Source organism: Sulfitobacter mediterraneus, from assembly GCF_003054325.1.
GTDB lineage: Bacteria > Pseudomonadota > Alphaproteobacteria > Rhodobacterales > Rhodobacteraceae > Sulfitobacter > Sulfitobacter mediterraneus.
This window is the reverse complement of sequence record NZ_QBKU01000018.1, coordinates 13,214-28,569: the sequence shown is the minus strand read 5'-3', so window position 1 is coordinate 28,569 and position 15,356 is coordinate 13,214. Positions and strand designations below refer to the sequence as shown.

The 15,356-nt window shown below is 54.0% G+C and carries 14 protein-coding genes and 1 pseudogene; 13 read left to right on the top strand and 2 right to left on the bottom strand.

The features are described from left to right. Positions 1-529: 529 nt before the first annotated feature. Together C8N31_RS19410 and C8N31_RS19400 are read left to right on the top strand one after the other, a co-directional pair. Positions 530-745 (top strand): DUF1127 domain-containing protein, encoded by a 216-nt coding sequence (locus C8N31_RS19410; RefSeq protein WP_081785675.1) that lies wholly within the window; start codon positions 530-532, stop codon positions 743-745. Positions 746-1,998: 1,253 nt separating this feature from the next. Beyond that, complete coding sequence (locus tag C8N31_RS19400; protein ID WP_025048124.1) at positions 1,999-2,577, top strand: hypothetical protein; 579 nt, start codon at positions 1,999-2,001, stop codon at positions 2,575-2,577. On the opposite strand, the gene C8N31_RS19395 is transcribed toward C8N31_RS19400, so the two are convergent. Next, positions 2,574-2,744, bottom strand: coding sequence for an Arm DNA-binding domain-containing protein (locus C8N31_RS19395; protein ID WP_081785674.1), 171 nt, complete (start codon positions 2,742-2,744; stop codon positions 2,574-2,576). The genes C8N31_RS19400 and C8N31_RS19395 overlap by 4 nt on opposite strands. 23 nt (positions 2,745-2,767) lie before the next feature. On the opposite strand from C8N31_RS19395, the pseudogene C8N31_RS19390 reads away from it, so the two are divergent. Then, a pseudogene (locus C8N31_RS19390) lies at positions 2,768-2,968 on the top strand (IS3 family transposase); the annotation flags it as partial. A 15-nt stretch (positions 2,969-2,983) separates the two neighbouring features. On the opposite strand, the gene C8N31_RS19385 reads toward C8N31_RS19390, so the two are convergent. Then, positions 2,984-3,538 carry a TetR/AcrR family transcriptional regulator gene (locus tag C8N31_RS19385; protein ID WP_051544599.1) on the bottom strand — a complete coding sequence of 185 codons (555 nt, stop codon included), beginning with the start codon at positions 3,536-3,538 and terminating at the stop codon, positions 2,984-2,986. Between the two features lie 128 nt (positions 3,539-3,666). Between C8N31_RS19385 and C8N31_RS19380 the strand changes: the two genes are divergently transcribed. The 10 genes from C8N31_RS19380 to rpoB all read left to right on the top strand — a co-directional run bounded on the left by C8N31_RS19380 (position 3,667) and on the right by rpoB (position 15,274). Continuing rightward, positions 3,667-4,140, top strand: coding sequence for a YHS domain-containing (seleno)protein (locus C8N31_RS19380; protein ID WP_025048122.1), 474 nt, complete (start codon positions 3,667-3,669; stop codon positions 4,138-4,140). 1,049 nt (positions 4,141-5,189) lie between these two features. After that, a complete protein-coding gene (locus C8N31_RS19375) occupies positions 5,190-5,918 on the top strand; it encodes a hypothetical protein (RefSeq protein ID WP_146173160.1) in 729 nt (242 codons plus the stop codon). A gap of 87 nt (positions 5,919-6,005) precedes the next feature. Next, on the top strand, positions 6,006-6,203 hold the full coding sequence (gene secE, locus C8N31_RS19370; protein WP_025048120.1) for a preprotein translocase subunit SecE: 198 nt from the start codon (positions 6,006-6,008) through the stop codon (positions 6,201-6,203). Between the two features lie 210 nt (positions 6,204-6,413). Further along, entirely contained in the window at positions 6,414-6,947 is a 534-nt protein-coding gene (gene nusG / locus C8N31_RS19365) for a transcription termination/antitermination protein NusG (RefSeq protein WP_025048119.1), read from the top strand. Between the two features lie 288 nt (positions 6,948-7,235). Beyond that, positions 7,236-7,661 (top strand): 50S ribosomal protein L11, encoded by a 426-nt coding sequence (gene rplK / locus C8N31_RS19360; RefSeq protein ID WP_025048118.1) that lies wholly within the window; start codon positions 7,236-7,238, stop codon positions 7,659-7,661. 1 nt (position 7,662) lies between these two features. Continuing rightward, on the top strand, positions 7,663-8,361 hold the full coding sequence (gene rplA / locus C8N31_RS19355; RefSeq protein WP_025048117.1) for a 50S ribosomal protein L1: 699 nt from the start codon (positions 7,663-7,665) through the stop codon (positions 8,359-8,361). 274 nt (positions 8,362-8,635) lie between these two features. Beyond that, the gene (locus C8N31_RS19350; RefSeq protein ID WP_025048116.1) at positions 8,636-9,553 is read left to right on the top strand and encodes a glycosyltransferase family 2 protein; all 918 of its coding nucleotides are present in this window, start codon (positions 8,636-8,638) and stop codon (positions 9,551-9,553) included. A gap of 333 nt (positions 9,554-9,886) precedes the next feature. Next, on the top strand, positions 9,887-10,399 hold the full coding sequence (gene rplJ / locus C8N31_RS19345; RefSeq protein ID WP_025048115.1) for a 50S ribosomal protein L10: 513 nt from the start codon (positions 9,887-9,889) through the stop codon (positions 10,397-10,399). Positions 10,400-10,473: 74 nt separating this feature from the next. After that, complete coding sequence (rplL, locus tag C8N31_RS19340) at positions 10,474-10,845, top strand: 50S ribosomal protein L7/L12 (RefSeq protein WP_025048114.1); 372 nt, start codon at positions 10,474-10,476, stop codon at positions 10,843-10,845. Between the two features lie 289 nt (positions 10,846-11,134). Further along, positions 11,135-15,274, top strand: coding sequence for a DNA-directed RNA polymerase subunit beta (gene rpoB, locus C8N31_RS19335; protein ID WP_025048113.1), 4,140 nt, complete (start codon positions 11,135-11,137; stop codon positions 15,272-15,274). Positions 15,275-15,356: the final 82 nt, after the last annotated feature.

Below are 15,356 nucleotides of genomic sequence, written 5' to 3'. Positions count from 1 at the left end.
GAAGCCGAGGACGCATACTATCAAGGCTTGAAAACTGACGACATTGCAGCTTGAAATACGAGCTTAACAGTCTCCGGTAAAACCGGGGCGGTTCAAGCCGTTCGAGAAGATGACCTCGCAGGACTGCCGCACCAGCTCACAATTGATGGCAGCGGCATCCAACTGGATGTTCCGCAAAAAGATTGACGGAAGGGCCAGAGGTGAAACTTGGTGACCTCGTGAGACCGATTTATCCTGATGACAGTGAAGGTGACGTCGGGATAATAATCGAAGGGCCGATTGTCAAAAATGGCATGGTTGCTTCAAAGTTCATCACTCAAGTTATGAGAATTGGCTACCTGCAGAGTGGCTCAAACCTGCTATTCGAATTGTGGACTGACAGCACCTCTACGGCTGCGCATTCTACCTATGCAATTGGCGCAGATGACACATGCAGATGCAGCATTTGTACAGTCCTGAATGTGAGCCTAAGTGCGGATCATAGCGTTTGATTCTCGAGCGCAACGATCAGACAAAAAGGACGGCTCAAATGACTTCTTTCGACACATCCCGCACCACCTACGGCACTGCGACAGCCGTCTATTCAATCGTCTCATTCGTTGCCAACGGTATTGGCACGATTGTGGCGTGGAATGACGCACGGCTAACACGTAATGCACTGACCTCACTCTCTAGCCGTCAGCTGCAGGATATCGGTCTTGTTCGTGGTGACATTGATAACATCGCAATCTGGCGCGTGCGCTGAACACCACCACAACAGCAAATAGGCCTCCGCTCCGGCAGGGGTCTCTTTGCCAAAGCAAATAACGAGTAGTTGACTTGATCCAGCACTTTCGTGAGCTAGGCTCGGAGCATCGCGTTTTATCTACCCCGATCAGACGCGGTTGGAGATTGACCTCACTTTAACGTGGGGTTTTTCTTTTTTAGCGCTTTCATCCAATTGTTTTCCCATTCGCGTCTGGTATGGCGAGGATACGCACAACTTGCGTGCTCTAGGTTTAGGCCTCGTCCCGTCATAGGCGGGGCTTAACCTTTGAAGCTTGGCGGCTAATTTGACAGCCAGCCTCCAAGGGTTAGCATTGGGTGACTGCTTTTTGGTCACCTGTCTTGGAGCGGTCAGAGATTAACCTCGTAGCGTCCTGCGAGGTTTTCCCTTGCTTAACGACTATCTGTCCGATTGTCTCGGCCATGCCCTCTGCTAATCTCATGCTGCGTGGCCTCCCTGTCATGCGGTTTGACAACTATGCCCCGTCTTGCATCAAGGCGGGGTTTCTTTGAGTCATTTGACTCATCATCGCAGGGGTGTTAAATTTACTGTACTACATTCATGAGAATCTATCCCATCTAAGCCCCGTCGTCCCCCGGCGGGGTTTTTCTTTGCAACCCCTAATGCCAAGTTTTGAGTTGGAAGCCAACATCATGTAGCTTCAGGCAACCCTGTAAGATGTAGGGGTTAGACACGACGAAAATGGGGAAATAACTATGTTGAGGATGATGAAAAGTTTTCTGGCTCACGCTGTCATCCTCGTTGGGATTGGCATTGGTGGAACTGCAAGCGCAACCGAGTTCATGACCGAGAAGGAACTGTTGTCGACTATTCCTGGTGCTACTTTAACCGGAATCTCGAACGAAGATTTTGAGACTATCTGGATCCAAACCTATGAGCATGGTGACAGAAGTGGGACTAGTTCAGGCTTTTATGGTGGAAGCCCATACAGTTCCGATTGGCGGGTAGGCCGTGGCTTGTTGTGCGAGACGTGGGTGACCGCATCAGGCGCAAGTGACATGGGTTGATGGCGCATTGAGATAGCCGACACAGAAACCCTTCAACCTTGGCACGGCGAAATCAAATTGCCAAACGAATGGAAAATCGTGGAGCCAAACTAAAGCCGCCTCGCAATTTGACCTGCCGCAAGGATGTTGGGAAACAAGGTTGACTATGATATTGAACCGTCATCGATGTAAGTGATTTTCGTATTCATGATGGATTGAAAAGCAATGCAATTTGACACTTTCAAGCTGGCAACCGTTTTGGATGAGCTTCTTAACGCGCCAATAAAATATCAAATGAAAGGCAACATCGGGAAGGTTAGGCCTTTATCGACTGATGTCTCCAACATCAAGAAACTCGATTGCTCCGGTTTCGTAGAATATGTGATTTACAAAGCGACGACCAACAACCTCAACATCTCGTCGGGCAGCTCGAACCAACGTGACGACATTTCAAACGATGCCTCACACTCAGTCGCAACATATGACACAGATGCTAAGCTGAGTGACGACATTGTAAGAATTGGCTTTCGCAAGACGATCATCGCAAAGGATAGCGACGGGAAGATTGTGCGGAAGGAAAACGGCAAGCCCAAGAAATCTCAAGTTGGGCACGTATGGTTGGTAATAAATGGTCAGACATACGAGAGTACATCTCGACGGCCCAAAACTCGGGGGCCGAAGTCCCTACTTTGGAGCGAACGCAAAGACGACGCGGATCATTTCTACAAACTTGGAGCAGCTCCCGGCTTTGGTCTCGCGATGCTTGGGATTCGAACAGCAATGAGGATTTCGGCGCTAGCTTAAAGCGAAGGAGGATTTCTAGAAACAGCCATGCGGTTCAATTCAGCTTCGAGCGCCTTCCGGCGGTCATCCCTGACAACAATAGGATCTTTGCCCTGCTTGATCAGTTCCTTGGGTTCCTGCGCCCGGTCGCGTGCATCTGCCAGCCCGACCTCGGGGTACGCGCCCAACCCGGTGGAACGCCGTCGGCCACCGGGTAGCCGAGAGCTTCTTCAATTTGCTTAAGCGTGAACGTATTCGGCGCAGAACGTATAAAACCAGGGAGGACGCGAGATCCGACGTGTTCGATTACATCGAGATGTTCCACAATCCGAAGCGCAAGCACGCTAGAAATGGGATGCTTTCACCAGCCGACTTGGAAAGACAGCAAAAACCGAAGATCCAAAGCGTCTAAGAATCTAGGGGCTATTCAGACAGCCAGTATGATTTTGAGGCGATTCTCCCAATCGGCTTCGTTTGAACCGGCCTTGCCGAGAGCTTGGAAGCCGAAGTACAGATGCAAAACGATATCTGCGAGTTCATGTTGGAGCGTATTTGGAAAACTTGGATTACTTTTGACCAATATGTTCAAAACCGCCTGCTTTAGTCTGTTTGCCATGCTCTTCGTCAATCGGGCAACTTCTTGGTTATCGGGGGCGACTTCAACCATTGCATTGCAGATGAAGCACCCAATATTTCCGTCTGACGATGAACGGAACATTTCTTTCAAACAGTCGCTGGCGATGTTTGATTCGCAACTTTCCAATGCTCTTATGGTTTCTGTGACAATGGTTTCATCATACCGCAGAAGTGAACGTAAATATGCGTTCTCCTTGTCCCCAAATGCTTTGTAGAAACTGCCCCGAGTTAGACCCATCGCTTCAAGAAGGTCCGGTAGATTTGTCGCCTTGAATCCTTGCCGCCAAAAAATCCCCATTGCGCCGTCAATCGCATCGTTAATATCGAACTCTCTTGGTCGGGCCATGATTTCGTAGCCTCCGTGTCCTAGGCTGTCACGTGAGTGTGATTTGTACCATGTGGTTCCTAATGTTTACAACGGTAAATTGGGAACCATATAGTTCCTAACCGAATAGTAAAAAATGGAGCCTCCAAATGCCATTCACCAAATCACTTGTCACTGGTTTTGCACTTTCCGTCGCAATCGCGACTTCCGCGTTTGCAGCAGGGCCTGAATTGAATGCCAGTTCAACAGGATTAGCGCTGCAGGGGTATGACCCAGTTGCCTACTTTACAGAAGGGAAACCTACACAAGGCAACTGGAAGATCACTTCGATATATGAAGACGCAACGTATCGCTTCGCAAGTGAAGAGCACAAAGCTACCTTTGAAGCGAATCCGGAAGCATTCCTGCCGCAATACGGTGGGTACTGTGCATTCGGGACAGCTATGGGTTTCAAGTTTGACGGTGATCCAAACTATTGGCGTATCGTTGATGGAGAGCTCTTTCTTAATATCTCAAAGGACATTCAGGAACGTTGGGTGTCGGATATTCCTAACTTCATTCATCAAGCGGATGCCAATTGGACGGAAATCGAGAACAAGACACCTGCCAGCTTGCAGCAGTAAAGGATCTTCTAAGCGCCCTGGCAAAATTGCCAGGGCGCTCACCACTTGTTTAAGATGGACTAACAAACACGTGGGTGCGGTTGATTTGTCGAATTGTTGCTCGGAAGGGGCGATGAAGCTCAATTGAACCACCAGGAAGTCGAACAATGAACGCGATCAGAGCTACTTGGAATACATCTAACGGCACCCCTCGCGCAGATGGGTGCATCTCAACGGCTCAAGACTCCGGGTAGAAACCCTCACTTTGGAATGAACGCAAAGACGACGCGGGTCATATTTACTAACTTGGCGCAGCTCCAGGATTCGGCCCAGCTTCCTTGCAATCACGCTGCAAGAAGGATTTCATCTTAGATCTAGAGTGACAACACCTAATCCGACAGCTAATAAACCTACATGAGCAAGCCAGAATTATCTCATTGTGCCAAGTGCGGCAAAACCACTTCGCGCCTAATCCAGTCAGCATATCCGCCAAAGCAAGAAGATTTCTTGTCAGGTGTTCGGATCGAGACGTGGAAATGTACGGACTGCGGTGACCGACAGATGAAACGGTTCAAGCCGGACCAGTAAACTCGTGCCCTAGAGTTCTTAGCCTACGTTATGCGAACGGCTTTCGAAAAGTGCTCGCCGACAGAGCCAATTCCGCCCTCTGCTTTGGTTTCCGGCAAACCTTTCGCTCGGCCGGAAATACTTTCCTAGGTGAATTGCTTCACTATCAGGTTGGTTGGCTCCATCGCCAACTTTGGCATCCTGATCTCTTATGGCCTTTCTATTCGCCAATATCATTGCGATTAGCTGCGCTCAATTGCAATGGGATGCCTACGGTATAGCTATAATTTATTGTGCCTTATGCCAACGGTTGCCAAGGGTTGCCTAAGCTTAAGTTCGGTAGCAGGCAGCCTCAGCCCCTGCCACGCCACTTCTTTCCAAGCATTTGTATCTATCGCGCTGGTCCCGGCCTTTGGGCTGCCGCCATTATTTCACCATTATTCGGCCCATTCCCTGTCTGAATGTGCAGGTATCTTCATGTCGCTTGGGCGAGTGAGATGATGATGAAAACCGAACCGAATATGAAAGATACAACGCAAACCGATCCCGCAATGGCGGAGGAATTGGACCCGCAATCTCTTGCGGCGATCAAGGCGCTTTTGGTGGAAGAGGTTCCGGACGATCCTGCCGTGATCGCGGCTGCGGCAACGGAGGCTTATCGCAAGGCACCGGAGCCAGAGCCAGAGACAGAGCGCCGTGCCGCACAGGCATTTCCGGATCTGGCGGAAAGTGCGCCGGCGCAGCCTTCGAAGAAATCTCGCTTTAAACGGGCCAAACCTGCCCGCGCGGCCACCAAACCGCAACGGGCAGGATCGGGCCGCATGGATGCGCTCAAGGCGCAGATCACGGGCTACCGCCCCACACCGCGCCATATTCTGTTGGCCAGTGCGGCGCTGTTGATCGTGTTCCGGCCCTGGCTGGTCGTTGGTCTTGTGCTTCTGGCACTGATGCTCCTGGGGCTGACATTTTTGGTGCTGGGATACGATGGTTTCTGGCTTAGGGCGATGGGCGCGGCGCGGTGGTACGCCAACCGCAACCCCGATCGCGCGGGAGAGTTGAACCGGAAGTTCGACACCTTCGCTTTGAAATGGGACGCGTTTCTTGATCGTTTTCCCGAAGGCACTGTAGATGGGCTTTACCTGCCGGATCTCGGCGATATTGCACAGCGGGATGCCCGCCACGAAGAAGTCCTGGACCGCCGGATGCAGAATTTGCGCGAAACCGAAGTCTGATCATTGCAGGGGCGGCGTGCAGCGCAGGCTTGAAACCGCGCGAAACTGCCGTTAGATGCAGCAGGCAGACAATCAAGGATACCCGTCATGGCAACCACCAACCCCCTTCAGTTTATCCAGCAGGTGCGTGCTGAAGTTGCCAAGGTCGTTTGGCCAACCCGCCGCGAGGTGATGTTGACCACGGTGATGGTGTTTATCCTTGCGGCGCTCACCGCGGTGTTCTTTGCCATCGTTGATATCATCATCCGTAGCGGCCTTCAGGGCGTTCTTGGGATGTTTGGTTAAGCGGCACAGGCCAGCCAAAAATCGCTTTGCAGACTTGAATCATCGGGATGCGCGGGCTATTGCGCAGATCTGACCAGAGAATAGGGCGTGCGGCGATTCGAGTTGCGCGCCGATTTTTTGTTCACTAGCGCCGGGTATTGGCCCGACATGATTTACGGTTATGATGCCCCGATTGATGGGTTGCATCGCAAGACAGGGACCAGAGTTCAGATGGCAAAACGGTGGTATTCGGTCAGTGTTCTTTCGAATTTCGAAAAGAAAATCGCAGAGCAGATCCGCACAACTGCTGAGGAGCAGGGTCTGAGCGAGCAGATCGACGAAGTTTTGGTTCCGACCGAAGAAGTGATCGAAGTGCGCCGCGGCAAGAAGGTTACGACCGAGCGCCGCTTTATGCCCGGTTACGTTCTGGTCCACATGGAAATGTCCGATCAGGGCTATCACCTGATCAATTCGATCAACCGCGTCACCGGGTTTTTGGGTCCGCAAGGCCGTCCGATGCCGATGCGCGACGCCGAAGTGCAGGCCATCCTTGGCCGCGTTCAAGAAGGCGAAGAAGCGCCACGGACGCTTATTCACTTCGAGATCGGCGAGAAGGTCAAAGTGGCGGATGGTCCGTTTGAAGACTTTGACGGCATGATCGAAGAGGTCGATGACGACAACCAGCGTTTGAAAGTGTCGGTGTCGATCTTTGGCCGTGAGACACCGGTCGAGCTGGAATACACTCAGGTGATCAAGCAAACCTAATTTCAGGCGGGGTTTTCCCCGCCTTTTTTTGGCGGTGGCGGGGTGAACCCCGCCCTACGGTGATGCCCGATGCGGTGATGCCGATTGATTCCGGGCGGGCAAATCTGCCACCCTCGGTGTCTCCTCAACCAATCCCTTGCAATATCTGCCGCGCCGCTATACTCCGCGCAAGTCGCCCGCAATGGCGACTCAGTTTGTGGGAGGCGAGGGCACCGCGGTGACCAGACCAGACCACGCAACACATATCCTGCGGGACGCGTCCCAAGGGAGTTGAAAAGGAGAAGGCCAATGGCCAAGAAACTCGTCGGTACGATGAAGTTGCAGATTAAAGCGGGGCAAGCCAACCCGTCCCCGCCCGTAGGTCCAGCATTGGGTCAGCGCGGCATCAACATCATGGAATTCTGTAAAGCGTTCAACGCCAAGACAGCGGACTTGGAGCCTGGCGCCCCTTGCCCGACCGTGATCAGCTATTTCCAGGACAAGTCCTTTACCATGGACATCAAGACGCCACCTGCGTCCTACTACCTGAAAAAAGCGGCCAAGATCAATTCTGGTGCCAAAACTCCGTCCCGTGAAACCGTTGGTTCGGTGACCCCAAAGCAACTGCGTGAAATCGCAGAAGCCAAAATGGTCGACCTGAGCGCCAATGACGTGGATCAGGCTATGAAGATCATTCTGGGCTCTGCGAAGTCCATGGGCATCGAGGTCAAATAAGATGGCAAAACTAGGAAAACGCACCCGCGCCGCACGCGAAGCATTCGCCGGCAAAGAAGACGTGACAGTTGAAGAAGCCGTTGCGCTGATCAAAGGCAACTCCAACGTCAAATTCGACGAGACCGTCGAGATTGCAATGAACCTTGGTGTTGACCCACGCCACGCAGACCAGATGGTCCGCGGTGTGGTTGGTCTGCCAAACGGCACCGGTAAAACCATGCGTGTTGCGGTATTCGCACGCGGTCCAAAAGCAGAAGAAGCGACAGCGGCTGGTGCCGACATCGTGGGCGCAGAGGATCTGATGGAAATCGTTCAGTCCGGCAAGATCGACTTTGATCGTTGCATCGCGACACCAGACATGATGCCGATCGTTGGCCGTCTGGGCAAAGTGCTTGGCCCACGTAACCTGATGCCAAACCCAAAAGTTGGCACAGTGACCATGGACGTTGCGGACGCTGTAAAAGCGGCCAAAGGCGGCGAAGTGCAGTTCAAAGCTGAAAAAGGCGGCGTTGTACACGCAGGTGTTGGCAAAGCATCCTTCGGCGAAGCGCAGCTGGTTGAAAACATCCGTGCCTTTGTTGGCGCTGTTGCCAAGGCCAAGCCATCGGGGTCCAAAGGGACATACCTGAAAAAGATCAACCTGAGCTCCACAATGGGTCCAGGCGTGTCTGTGGCTGTTGAAAACGCCGCTGGCGAATAAGCTGGCCCGTTGCGCCACTGTGGCGCAGACGTAACAAGTGATTTGGAAAAGGCGGACCTTAGGGTTCGCCTTTTGCTTTTGGCGCGATGGTGTCGCAAATTGCCATCATTAAACGGGCGTTAACTGAGCAACAAGTTCAGGCGCTCCCCGCTTTGGGCGGGACGAGGGGCAAAGCAGTGACATCCATTTTGGTGCCGCATACCTGTGCCCTTCGGCAAGTGAGGGCAAGGTGCAGAATGCAGCATAAAGTGATATTTCCCCGCCGGGTGGTGGCATGGCCATGCTGACGGTCGGGGCGATTTTGCGAGAGCCGCTGGAAACCACGCTGCGGTTTGTGAGCTGGTATCTGGATGCGGGCGCCGATCAGATCGTCTTGTGTTTTGATGATCCGCTCGATCCGGCCATCGAAGTTTTGCGCGATCATCCCAAGGTGCGGTGCATCCGCTGTACTCGCAGTTTCTGGATCAACCTTGGATGCCGTCCGCGCACGCGGTTCACCCGCCGTCAGAACCGGGCGATGCAATATGTTTACGATGGGCTGACCGAGGGCTGGTTCCTGAACGTGGATGGCGATGAGTTGGCCTATGTGCAGGGCCGCAATCTGCGCAACTTGCTGGCCGCGCAGACTGATGACGTCCGTTCTGTAACCCTGCGTCCTGCCGAGGCGATCCAATGCCCGCAGACGCCGCACCTGCAATTTCGCCTCGCTATGTCGGATGAGGCTTGCGAGCGGGTCTATGATGACCTCACCCCCTTTATGGTCAAACGCCGCGGGCTGAGCGGGCATACCATCGGCAAAACGGCGACACGGGCCGGGCTTGAGGGCTTTCAGATGCGGCAACACTTTATGCAAGGCCCGGATGGGGAGCGGGTGTTGGATCAGGTGTTGGGCCATGGCGAAGGCGCATATGTCCTGCACTTCTTTGATCAGGGGTATGATGTCTGGCGGTCCAAGCTGGAATGGCGGCTAAGTTCGCGCGGGTTCCGGGAGAACTTCAAAGAATATCTCCGGGCGTGTTTAGAAGGCCCGAACACCGAAGATCGGTTGCGCGAAGTCTATGACAGGCTGCATGTGTTTGACGACGATCAGTTGCGTTTGCTAGAGCTTCTGCAATCGCGCCTTGAGGTGCGGCTGAATATGGCGGGACTGGTCGAAGACTACTTTCCCGGACAGTTGGCGCAGGCCGCGTGAAGGCAAGGCAGTAGGACAATTTCAGGTTGCTGACGTGGCGGCATCCGGTTTTTTGTAAATGCCCCTTCACATTTACCCCAAAACAATCTATTCCGCGCCTCTGTCCATAGGAGTGCATCACGTATTCCCATGGGCGATTCGTCCGAGACGGTGGGTGTCACGCAACCGCATGACATAATTCCTGCCTGAGACGGGTAACGGCAGATTTTCTTCGGGTAGCTTTATTAGCCATCCGCAGCGATGCGCAGGACCCCGTAAGGACCCGATTAGTCGGGACTTTCGTCCCGGCAGAACTGAGCCGGAGGGTCACCCCTCCCTTACTGGAGTGAAACTGTGGATAGAGCACAAAAAGAACAGTTGGTCGACGAGCTCGGCCAAATCTTTGAAAGCTCTGGCGTCGTTGTGGTAGCCCACTACGTCGGTCTGACAGTTGCTGAAATGCAGGACCTTCGCGCGCGTGCTCGTGCCGCTGGCGGGGCCGTGCGTGTTGCCAAGAACAGGCTCGCCAAAATTGCCCTCGACGGGAAGCCATGCGAAAGCATTTCTTCCTTGCTGACGGGTATGACCGTTCTGACCTATTCTGAGGATCCTGTGGCCGCGGCCAAGGTTGCTCAGGAATTCGCCAAGGAGAACCAAAAGTTCGTTATCCTTGGTGGTGCTATGGGCGAGAACGCTCTGGACGTCGCCGGTGTTGAAGCCGTGTCCAAGATGCCTTCGCGGGAGGAGCTTATCTCCACCATCGCGGGCATGCTGGGCGCACCTGCTTCCAACATCGCCGGGGCCATTGGCGCACCTGCAAGCAATATCGCATCCATTTTGTCCACGATCGAGGACAAAGCTGCGTAAAGCAAACGTCATATCGACGCGTTGGTTGAAACAACACGTTGGAACACACATATCGTTAACGGAAAGAGCTAAACATGGCTGATCTGAAGAAACTGGCAGAAGAGATCGTTGGTCTGACACTGCTTGAAGCACAAGAACTGAAAACCATCCTCAAAGACGAGTATGGCATCGAACCAGCTGCCGGTGGCGCTGTAATGATGGCTGGCCCTGCCGATGGTGGCGCCGCTGAAGAAGAAAAAACCGAATTTGACGTCGTTCTGAAGAACGCTGGCGCATCCAAGATCAACGTGATCAAGGAAGTTCGCGGCATCACCGGTCTTGGCCTGAAAGAAGCCAAAGATCTGGTTGAAGCCGGCGGCAAAATCAAAGAAGGCGTCGACAAAGCCGAAGCAGAAGACGTCAAAGCGAAGCTGGAAGCAGCTGGCGCCGAAGTCGAGCTGGCCTAAGTCGGGCGAAAAAGGGAACGCTTTGTTTCAAACAAAGCGGTCGGAAACTTCTGAAGTTTCCGATGCTCCCGGAGAAAAAAATTGGCTGGATGGGGAGATTTCCCTGTCCAGCCAAACCTGTCTTGAAGGGTGCTTTTGCGAAAGCCTCCTTCTGGAAAGGTCCAAAGGTCGGAAGAGGCGCGGTGGGACGTGTCTCAAGAATTGACCGGATGCTTCCGCTCTTATGGGCGCACACCACGGCCCCGGTGGTTGGTGCGCTCGGCAAGAGACACGAAAGGTGACACGACACATGGCACAAACTTTTCTTGGCCAGAAACGTCTTCGTAAATATTACGGCAAAATCCGCGAAGTGCTGGAGATGCCAAATCTGATCGAGGTGCAGAAATCCTCGTATGATCTGTTCCTGAATTCCGGCGATGCCGAGACCCCCACCGATGGTGAGGGTATCATGGGCGTTTTCCAGTCGGTTTTCCCGATCAAGGACTTCAATGAAACCAGCGTGCTTGAATACGTCAAGTATGAGCTGGAAAAACCAAAGTACGACGTAGAAGAGTGCCAGCAGCGCGATATGACCTATTCGGCGCCGCTGAAAGTCACCTTGCGTCTGATCGTGTTTGATATCGACGAAGATACCGGCGCGAAATCGGTCAAAGACATCAAAGAACAAGACGTCTTTATGGGCGACATGCCTTTGATGACACCAAACGGCACGTTCATCGTGAACGGCACCGAGCGTGTGATCGTATCCCAGATGCACCGTTCGCCTGGTGTATTCTTTGACCACGACAAGGGCAAAACCCACTCGTCTGGTAAACTGCTGTTTGCCTGCCGCATCATCCCATACCGCGGCAGCTGGCTCGACTTTGAATTCGACGCAAAAGACATCGTCTTTGCGCGGATCGACCGCCGCCGCAAACTGCCTGTGACAACCCTGCTTTATGCGCTGGGTTTGGATCAGGAAAGCATCATGGATGCTTACTACAATACTGTCAGCTATAAGTTGAAGAAGAACAAAGGCTGGGTTGCGCCGTTCTTCCCTGAGCGTGTGCGGGGCACACGTCCGACTTACGACATTGTTGACGCAAAGACAGGCGAAGTCCTGTTTGAAGCGGGCAAGAAAGTCACGCCTCGCGCGGTGAAAAAGTTGATCGACGAAGGTGCGGTCAAAGACCTGCTTTTGCCGTTTGACCATATCGTCGGCAAATTTGTCGCCAAAGACATCATCAACGAAGAAAACGGCGCGATCTATGTCGAAGCCGGTGATGAGTTGACGCTGGAATACGACAAAGACGGCGATCTGATCGGCGGTACAGCCAAAGAACTGATCGACGCGGGCATCACCGAGATCCCACTCTTGGACATCGACAACGTCAATGTCGGCCCCTACATGCGCAACACCATGGCGAATGACAAAAACATGAACCGCGACACCGCGCTCATGGACATTTACCGCGTCATGCGTCCCGGCGAGCCGCCCACCGTCGAAGCGGCCTCTGCGCTGTTTGACACGTTGTTCTTTGATTCAGAGCGTTATGATCTGTCGGCTGTTGGCCGTGTGAAAATGAACATGCGTCTCAACCTCGATGCAGAAGACACCCAGCGCACGCTGCGCCGCGAAGATATCGTGGCCTGCATCAAGGCGCTGGTGGATCTGCGCGATGGTCGCGGCGACATCGACGACATTGACCACCTCGGCAACCGCCGGGTGCGTTCTGTTGGCGAACTGATGGAAAACCAGTACCGCGTTGGCCTGCTGCGCATGGAACGGGCGATCAAAGAGCGGATGTCCTCCGTCGAGATCGACACCGTGATGCCACAAGACCTGATCAACGCCAAACCGGCCGCGGCTGCGGTACGTGAATTCTTCGGCTCTTCGCAGCTGTCGCAGTTCATGGACCAAACCAACCCGCTGTCCGAAGTGACGCACAAGCGTCGCCTTTCCGCGCTTGGACCTGGCGGTCTGACCCGCGAGCGTGCCGGCTTTGAAGTGCGTGACGTTCACCCGACCCACTATGGCCGGATGTGTCCGATTGAAACGCCGGAAGGCCCGAACATTGGTCTGATCAACTCACTGGCGACCTTTGCCCGTGTGAACAAATACGGCTTTATCGAAACGCCATATCGTGTGGTGAAAGACAGCGTTGTGACCGATGAGGTTCACTACATGTCCGCCACCGAAGAGATGCGTCACACCGTGGCGCAGGCGAACGCGAATCTTGATGGCAACATGAAGTTCGTGAACGATCTGGTCTCCACCCGTCAGTCCGGCGACTATACACTGGCCCCATCGGAAAACGTGGATCTGATTGACGTATCGCCCAAGCAGTTGGTGTCGGTTGCGGCCTCTTTGATCCCGTTCCTTGAAAACGATGACGCCAACCGCGCCTTGATGGGTTCGAACATGCAACGTCAGGCTGTGCCACTGCTGCAAGCAGAAGCACCACTTGTCGGGACAGGTATCGAAGAAGTTGTGGCGCGCGATTCCGGCGCTGCGATCATGGCCAAACGTGGCGGCATCATCGACCAAGTTGATGCACAGCGTATCGTGATCCGGGCGACCGAAGACCTTGAGCTGGGCGATGCAGGCGTGGACATCCACCGCATGCGCAAGTTCCAGCGTTCGAACCAGAACACCTGCATCAACCAGCGTCCGCTGGTGAAAGTGGGTGACCGGGTTCAAAAAGGTCAAGTTGTGGCAGATGGCCCATCCACAGACATGGGCGAGTTGGCCCTTGGTAAAAACGTGGTCGTCGCGTTTATGCCTTGGAACGGCTACAACTATGAGGACTCCATCCTGATTTCCGAGCGGATTTCACGTGATGACGTCTTTACCTCGATCCACATCGAAGAGTTTGAAGTCGCCGCGCGTGACACCAAACTTGGGCCAGAAGAAATCACCCGCGACATTCCAAACGTCGGTGAAGAAGCGCTGCGCAACCTCGACGAGGCGGGCATCGTTTACATCGGCGCGGATGTTGAGCCGGGCGATATTCTGGTCGGTAAGATCACACCAAAAGGCGAAAGCCCGATGACACCGGAAGAAAAGCTTCTGCGTGCCATCTTTGGTGAGAAAGCCTCTGACGTGCGCGATACATCGCTGCGCGTGAAGCCGGGCGATTTCGGAACGGTTGTCGAAGTGCGCGTCTTTAACCGCCATGGTGTGGAAAAAGACGAACGTGCGCTGCAGATCGAGCGTGAAGAGGTCGAACGTCTGGCGCGTGACCGGGACGACGAATTGGCGATCCTTGACCGCAACATCTATGCTCGTCTCAAGCAGATGATCATGGGTAAAATCGCGGTCAAAGGCCCCAAGGGTGTCAAACCGAACAGCCAGATCACCGAAGAGTTGCTGACAGAGCAGCTGACCCGTGGTCAGTGGTGGCAGCTCGCGCTTGAGGACGAAGACGACGCCAAAATCGTCGAAGCCCTGAACGAGCAGTACGAGATCCAGAAACGGGCCTTGGATGCACGGTTTGAGGACAAGGTCGAGAAAGTGCGCCGCGGCGACGATCTGCCTCCGGGTGTGATGAAGATGGTCAAAGTCTTTGTCGCGGTGAAGCGCAAGCTGCAGCCGGGCGACAAAATGGCGGGCCGTCACGGGAACAAAGGTGTTATTTCCAAGGTTGTACCGATGGAAGACATGCCGTTCCTTGCCGATGGTACACCGGTTGATTTCTGTTTGAACCCGCTGGGTGTTCCATCGCGTATGAACGTCGGTCAGATCCTTGAAACCCATATGGGTTGGGCTGCACGCGGTCTGGGTGTGAACGTTGATGAAGCGTTGCAGGAATACAAGCGCTCCGGCGATTTGACCCCTGTGCGCGAAGCGATGAGCCTGGCCTATGGCGAGGATGTCTATCAAGAGGGCATCACCGGCATGGACGAGGATACCCTCCTCGAAGCGGCGGGCAATGTCACACGCGGCGTTCCGATTGCGACACCTGTTTTTGACGGCGCAAAAGAAGCGGACGTGAACGATGCGCTGGTGCGTGCGGGCTTTAGCAGCTCGGGCCAATCGGTTCTGTTTGACGGTCGCACAGGCGAGCAGTTTGCGCGTCCTGTCACCGTGGGTGTCAAATACCTGCTGAAACTGCACCACCTTGTGGATGACAAAATCCACGCGCGTTCAACTGGTCCATACTCGCTGGTCACCCAGCAGCCATTGGGCGGTAAAGCGCAGTTTGGTGGTCAGCGTTTCGGGGAAATGGAAGTCTGGGCTCTCGAAGCTTATGGCGCCGCCTATACCCTGCAGGAAATGCTCACCGTTAAGTCGGACGACGTGGCAGGCCGGACCAAGGTCTATGAAAGCATCGTCAAGGGCGAGGACAACTTCGAAGCGGGCATCCCAGAGAGCTTTAACGTTCTCGTCAAGGAAGTGCGCGGCCTCGGCCTGAATATGGAACTCCTGGATGCGGAGGAAGATGAGTGAGGGATGGCTCGGGAATTTTGAAAATTCCCGACCGTTTTCTTTCAAAGAAAACGACCCCCAAACATTTGCCTAACGCTCCCCT

Coding starts and splice junctions, on each gene's coding strand:
- C8N31_RS19410 (WP_081785675.1), top strand. CDS start 530: ATGACTTCTTTCGACACATCCCGCACCACCTACGGCACTGCGACAGCC.
- C8N31_RS19400 (WP_025048124.1), top strand. CDS start 1,999: ATGCAATTTGACACTTTCAAGCTGGCAACCGTTTTGGATGAGCTTCTT.
- C8N31_RS19385 (WP_051544599.1), bottom strand. CDS start 3,538: ATGGCCCGACCAAGAGAGTTCGATATTAACGATGCGATTGACGGCGCA.
- C8N31_RS19380 (WP_025048122.1), top strand. CDS start 3,667: ATGCCATTCACCAAATCACTTGTCACTGGTTTTGCACTTTCCGTCGCA.
- C8N31_RS19375 (WP_146173160.1), top strand. CDS start 5,190: ATGAAAACCGAACCGAATATGAAAGATACAACGCAAACCGATCCCGCA.
- secE (WP_025048120.1), top strand. CDS start 6,006: ATGGCAACCACCAACCCCCTTCAGTTTATCCAGCAGGTGCGTGCTGAA.
- nusG (WP_025048119.1), top strand. CDS start 6,414: ATGGCAAAACGGTGGTATTCGGTCAGTGTTCTTTCGAATTTCGAAAAG.
- rplK (WP_025048118.1), top strand. CDS start 7,236: ATGGCCAAGAAACTCGTCGGTACGATGAAGTTGCAGATTAAAGCGGGG.
- rplA (WP_025048117.1), top strand. CDS start 7,663: ATGGCAAAACTAGGAAAACGCACCCGCGCCGCACGCGAAGCATTCGCC.
- C8N31_RS19350 (WP_025048116.1), top strand. CDS start 8,636: ATGGCCATGCTGACGGTCGGGGCGATTTTGCGAGAGCCGCTGGAAACC.
- rplL (WP_025048114.1), top strand. CDS start 10,474: ATGGCTGATCTGAAGAAACTGGCAGAAGAGATCGTTGGTCTGACACTG.
- rpoB (WP_025048113.1), top strand. CDS start 11,135: ATGGCACAAACTTTTCTTGGCCAGAAACGTCTTCGTAAATATTACGGC.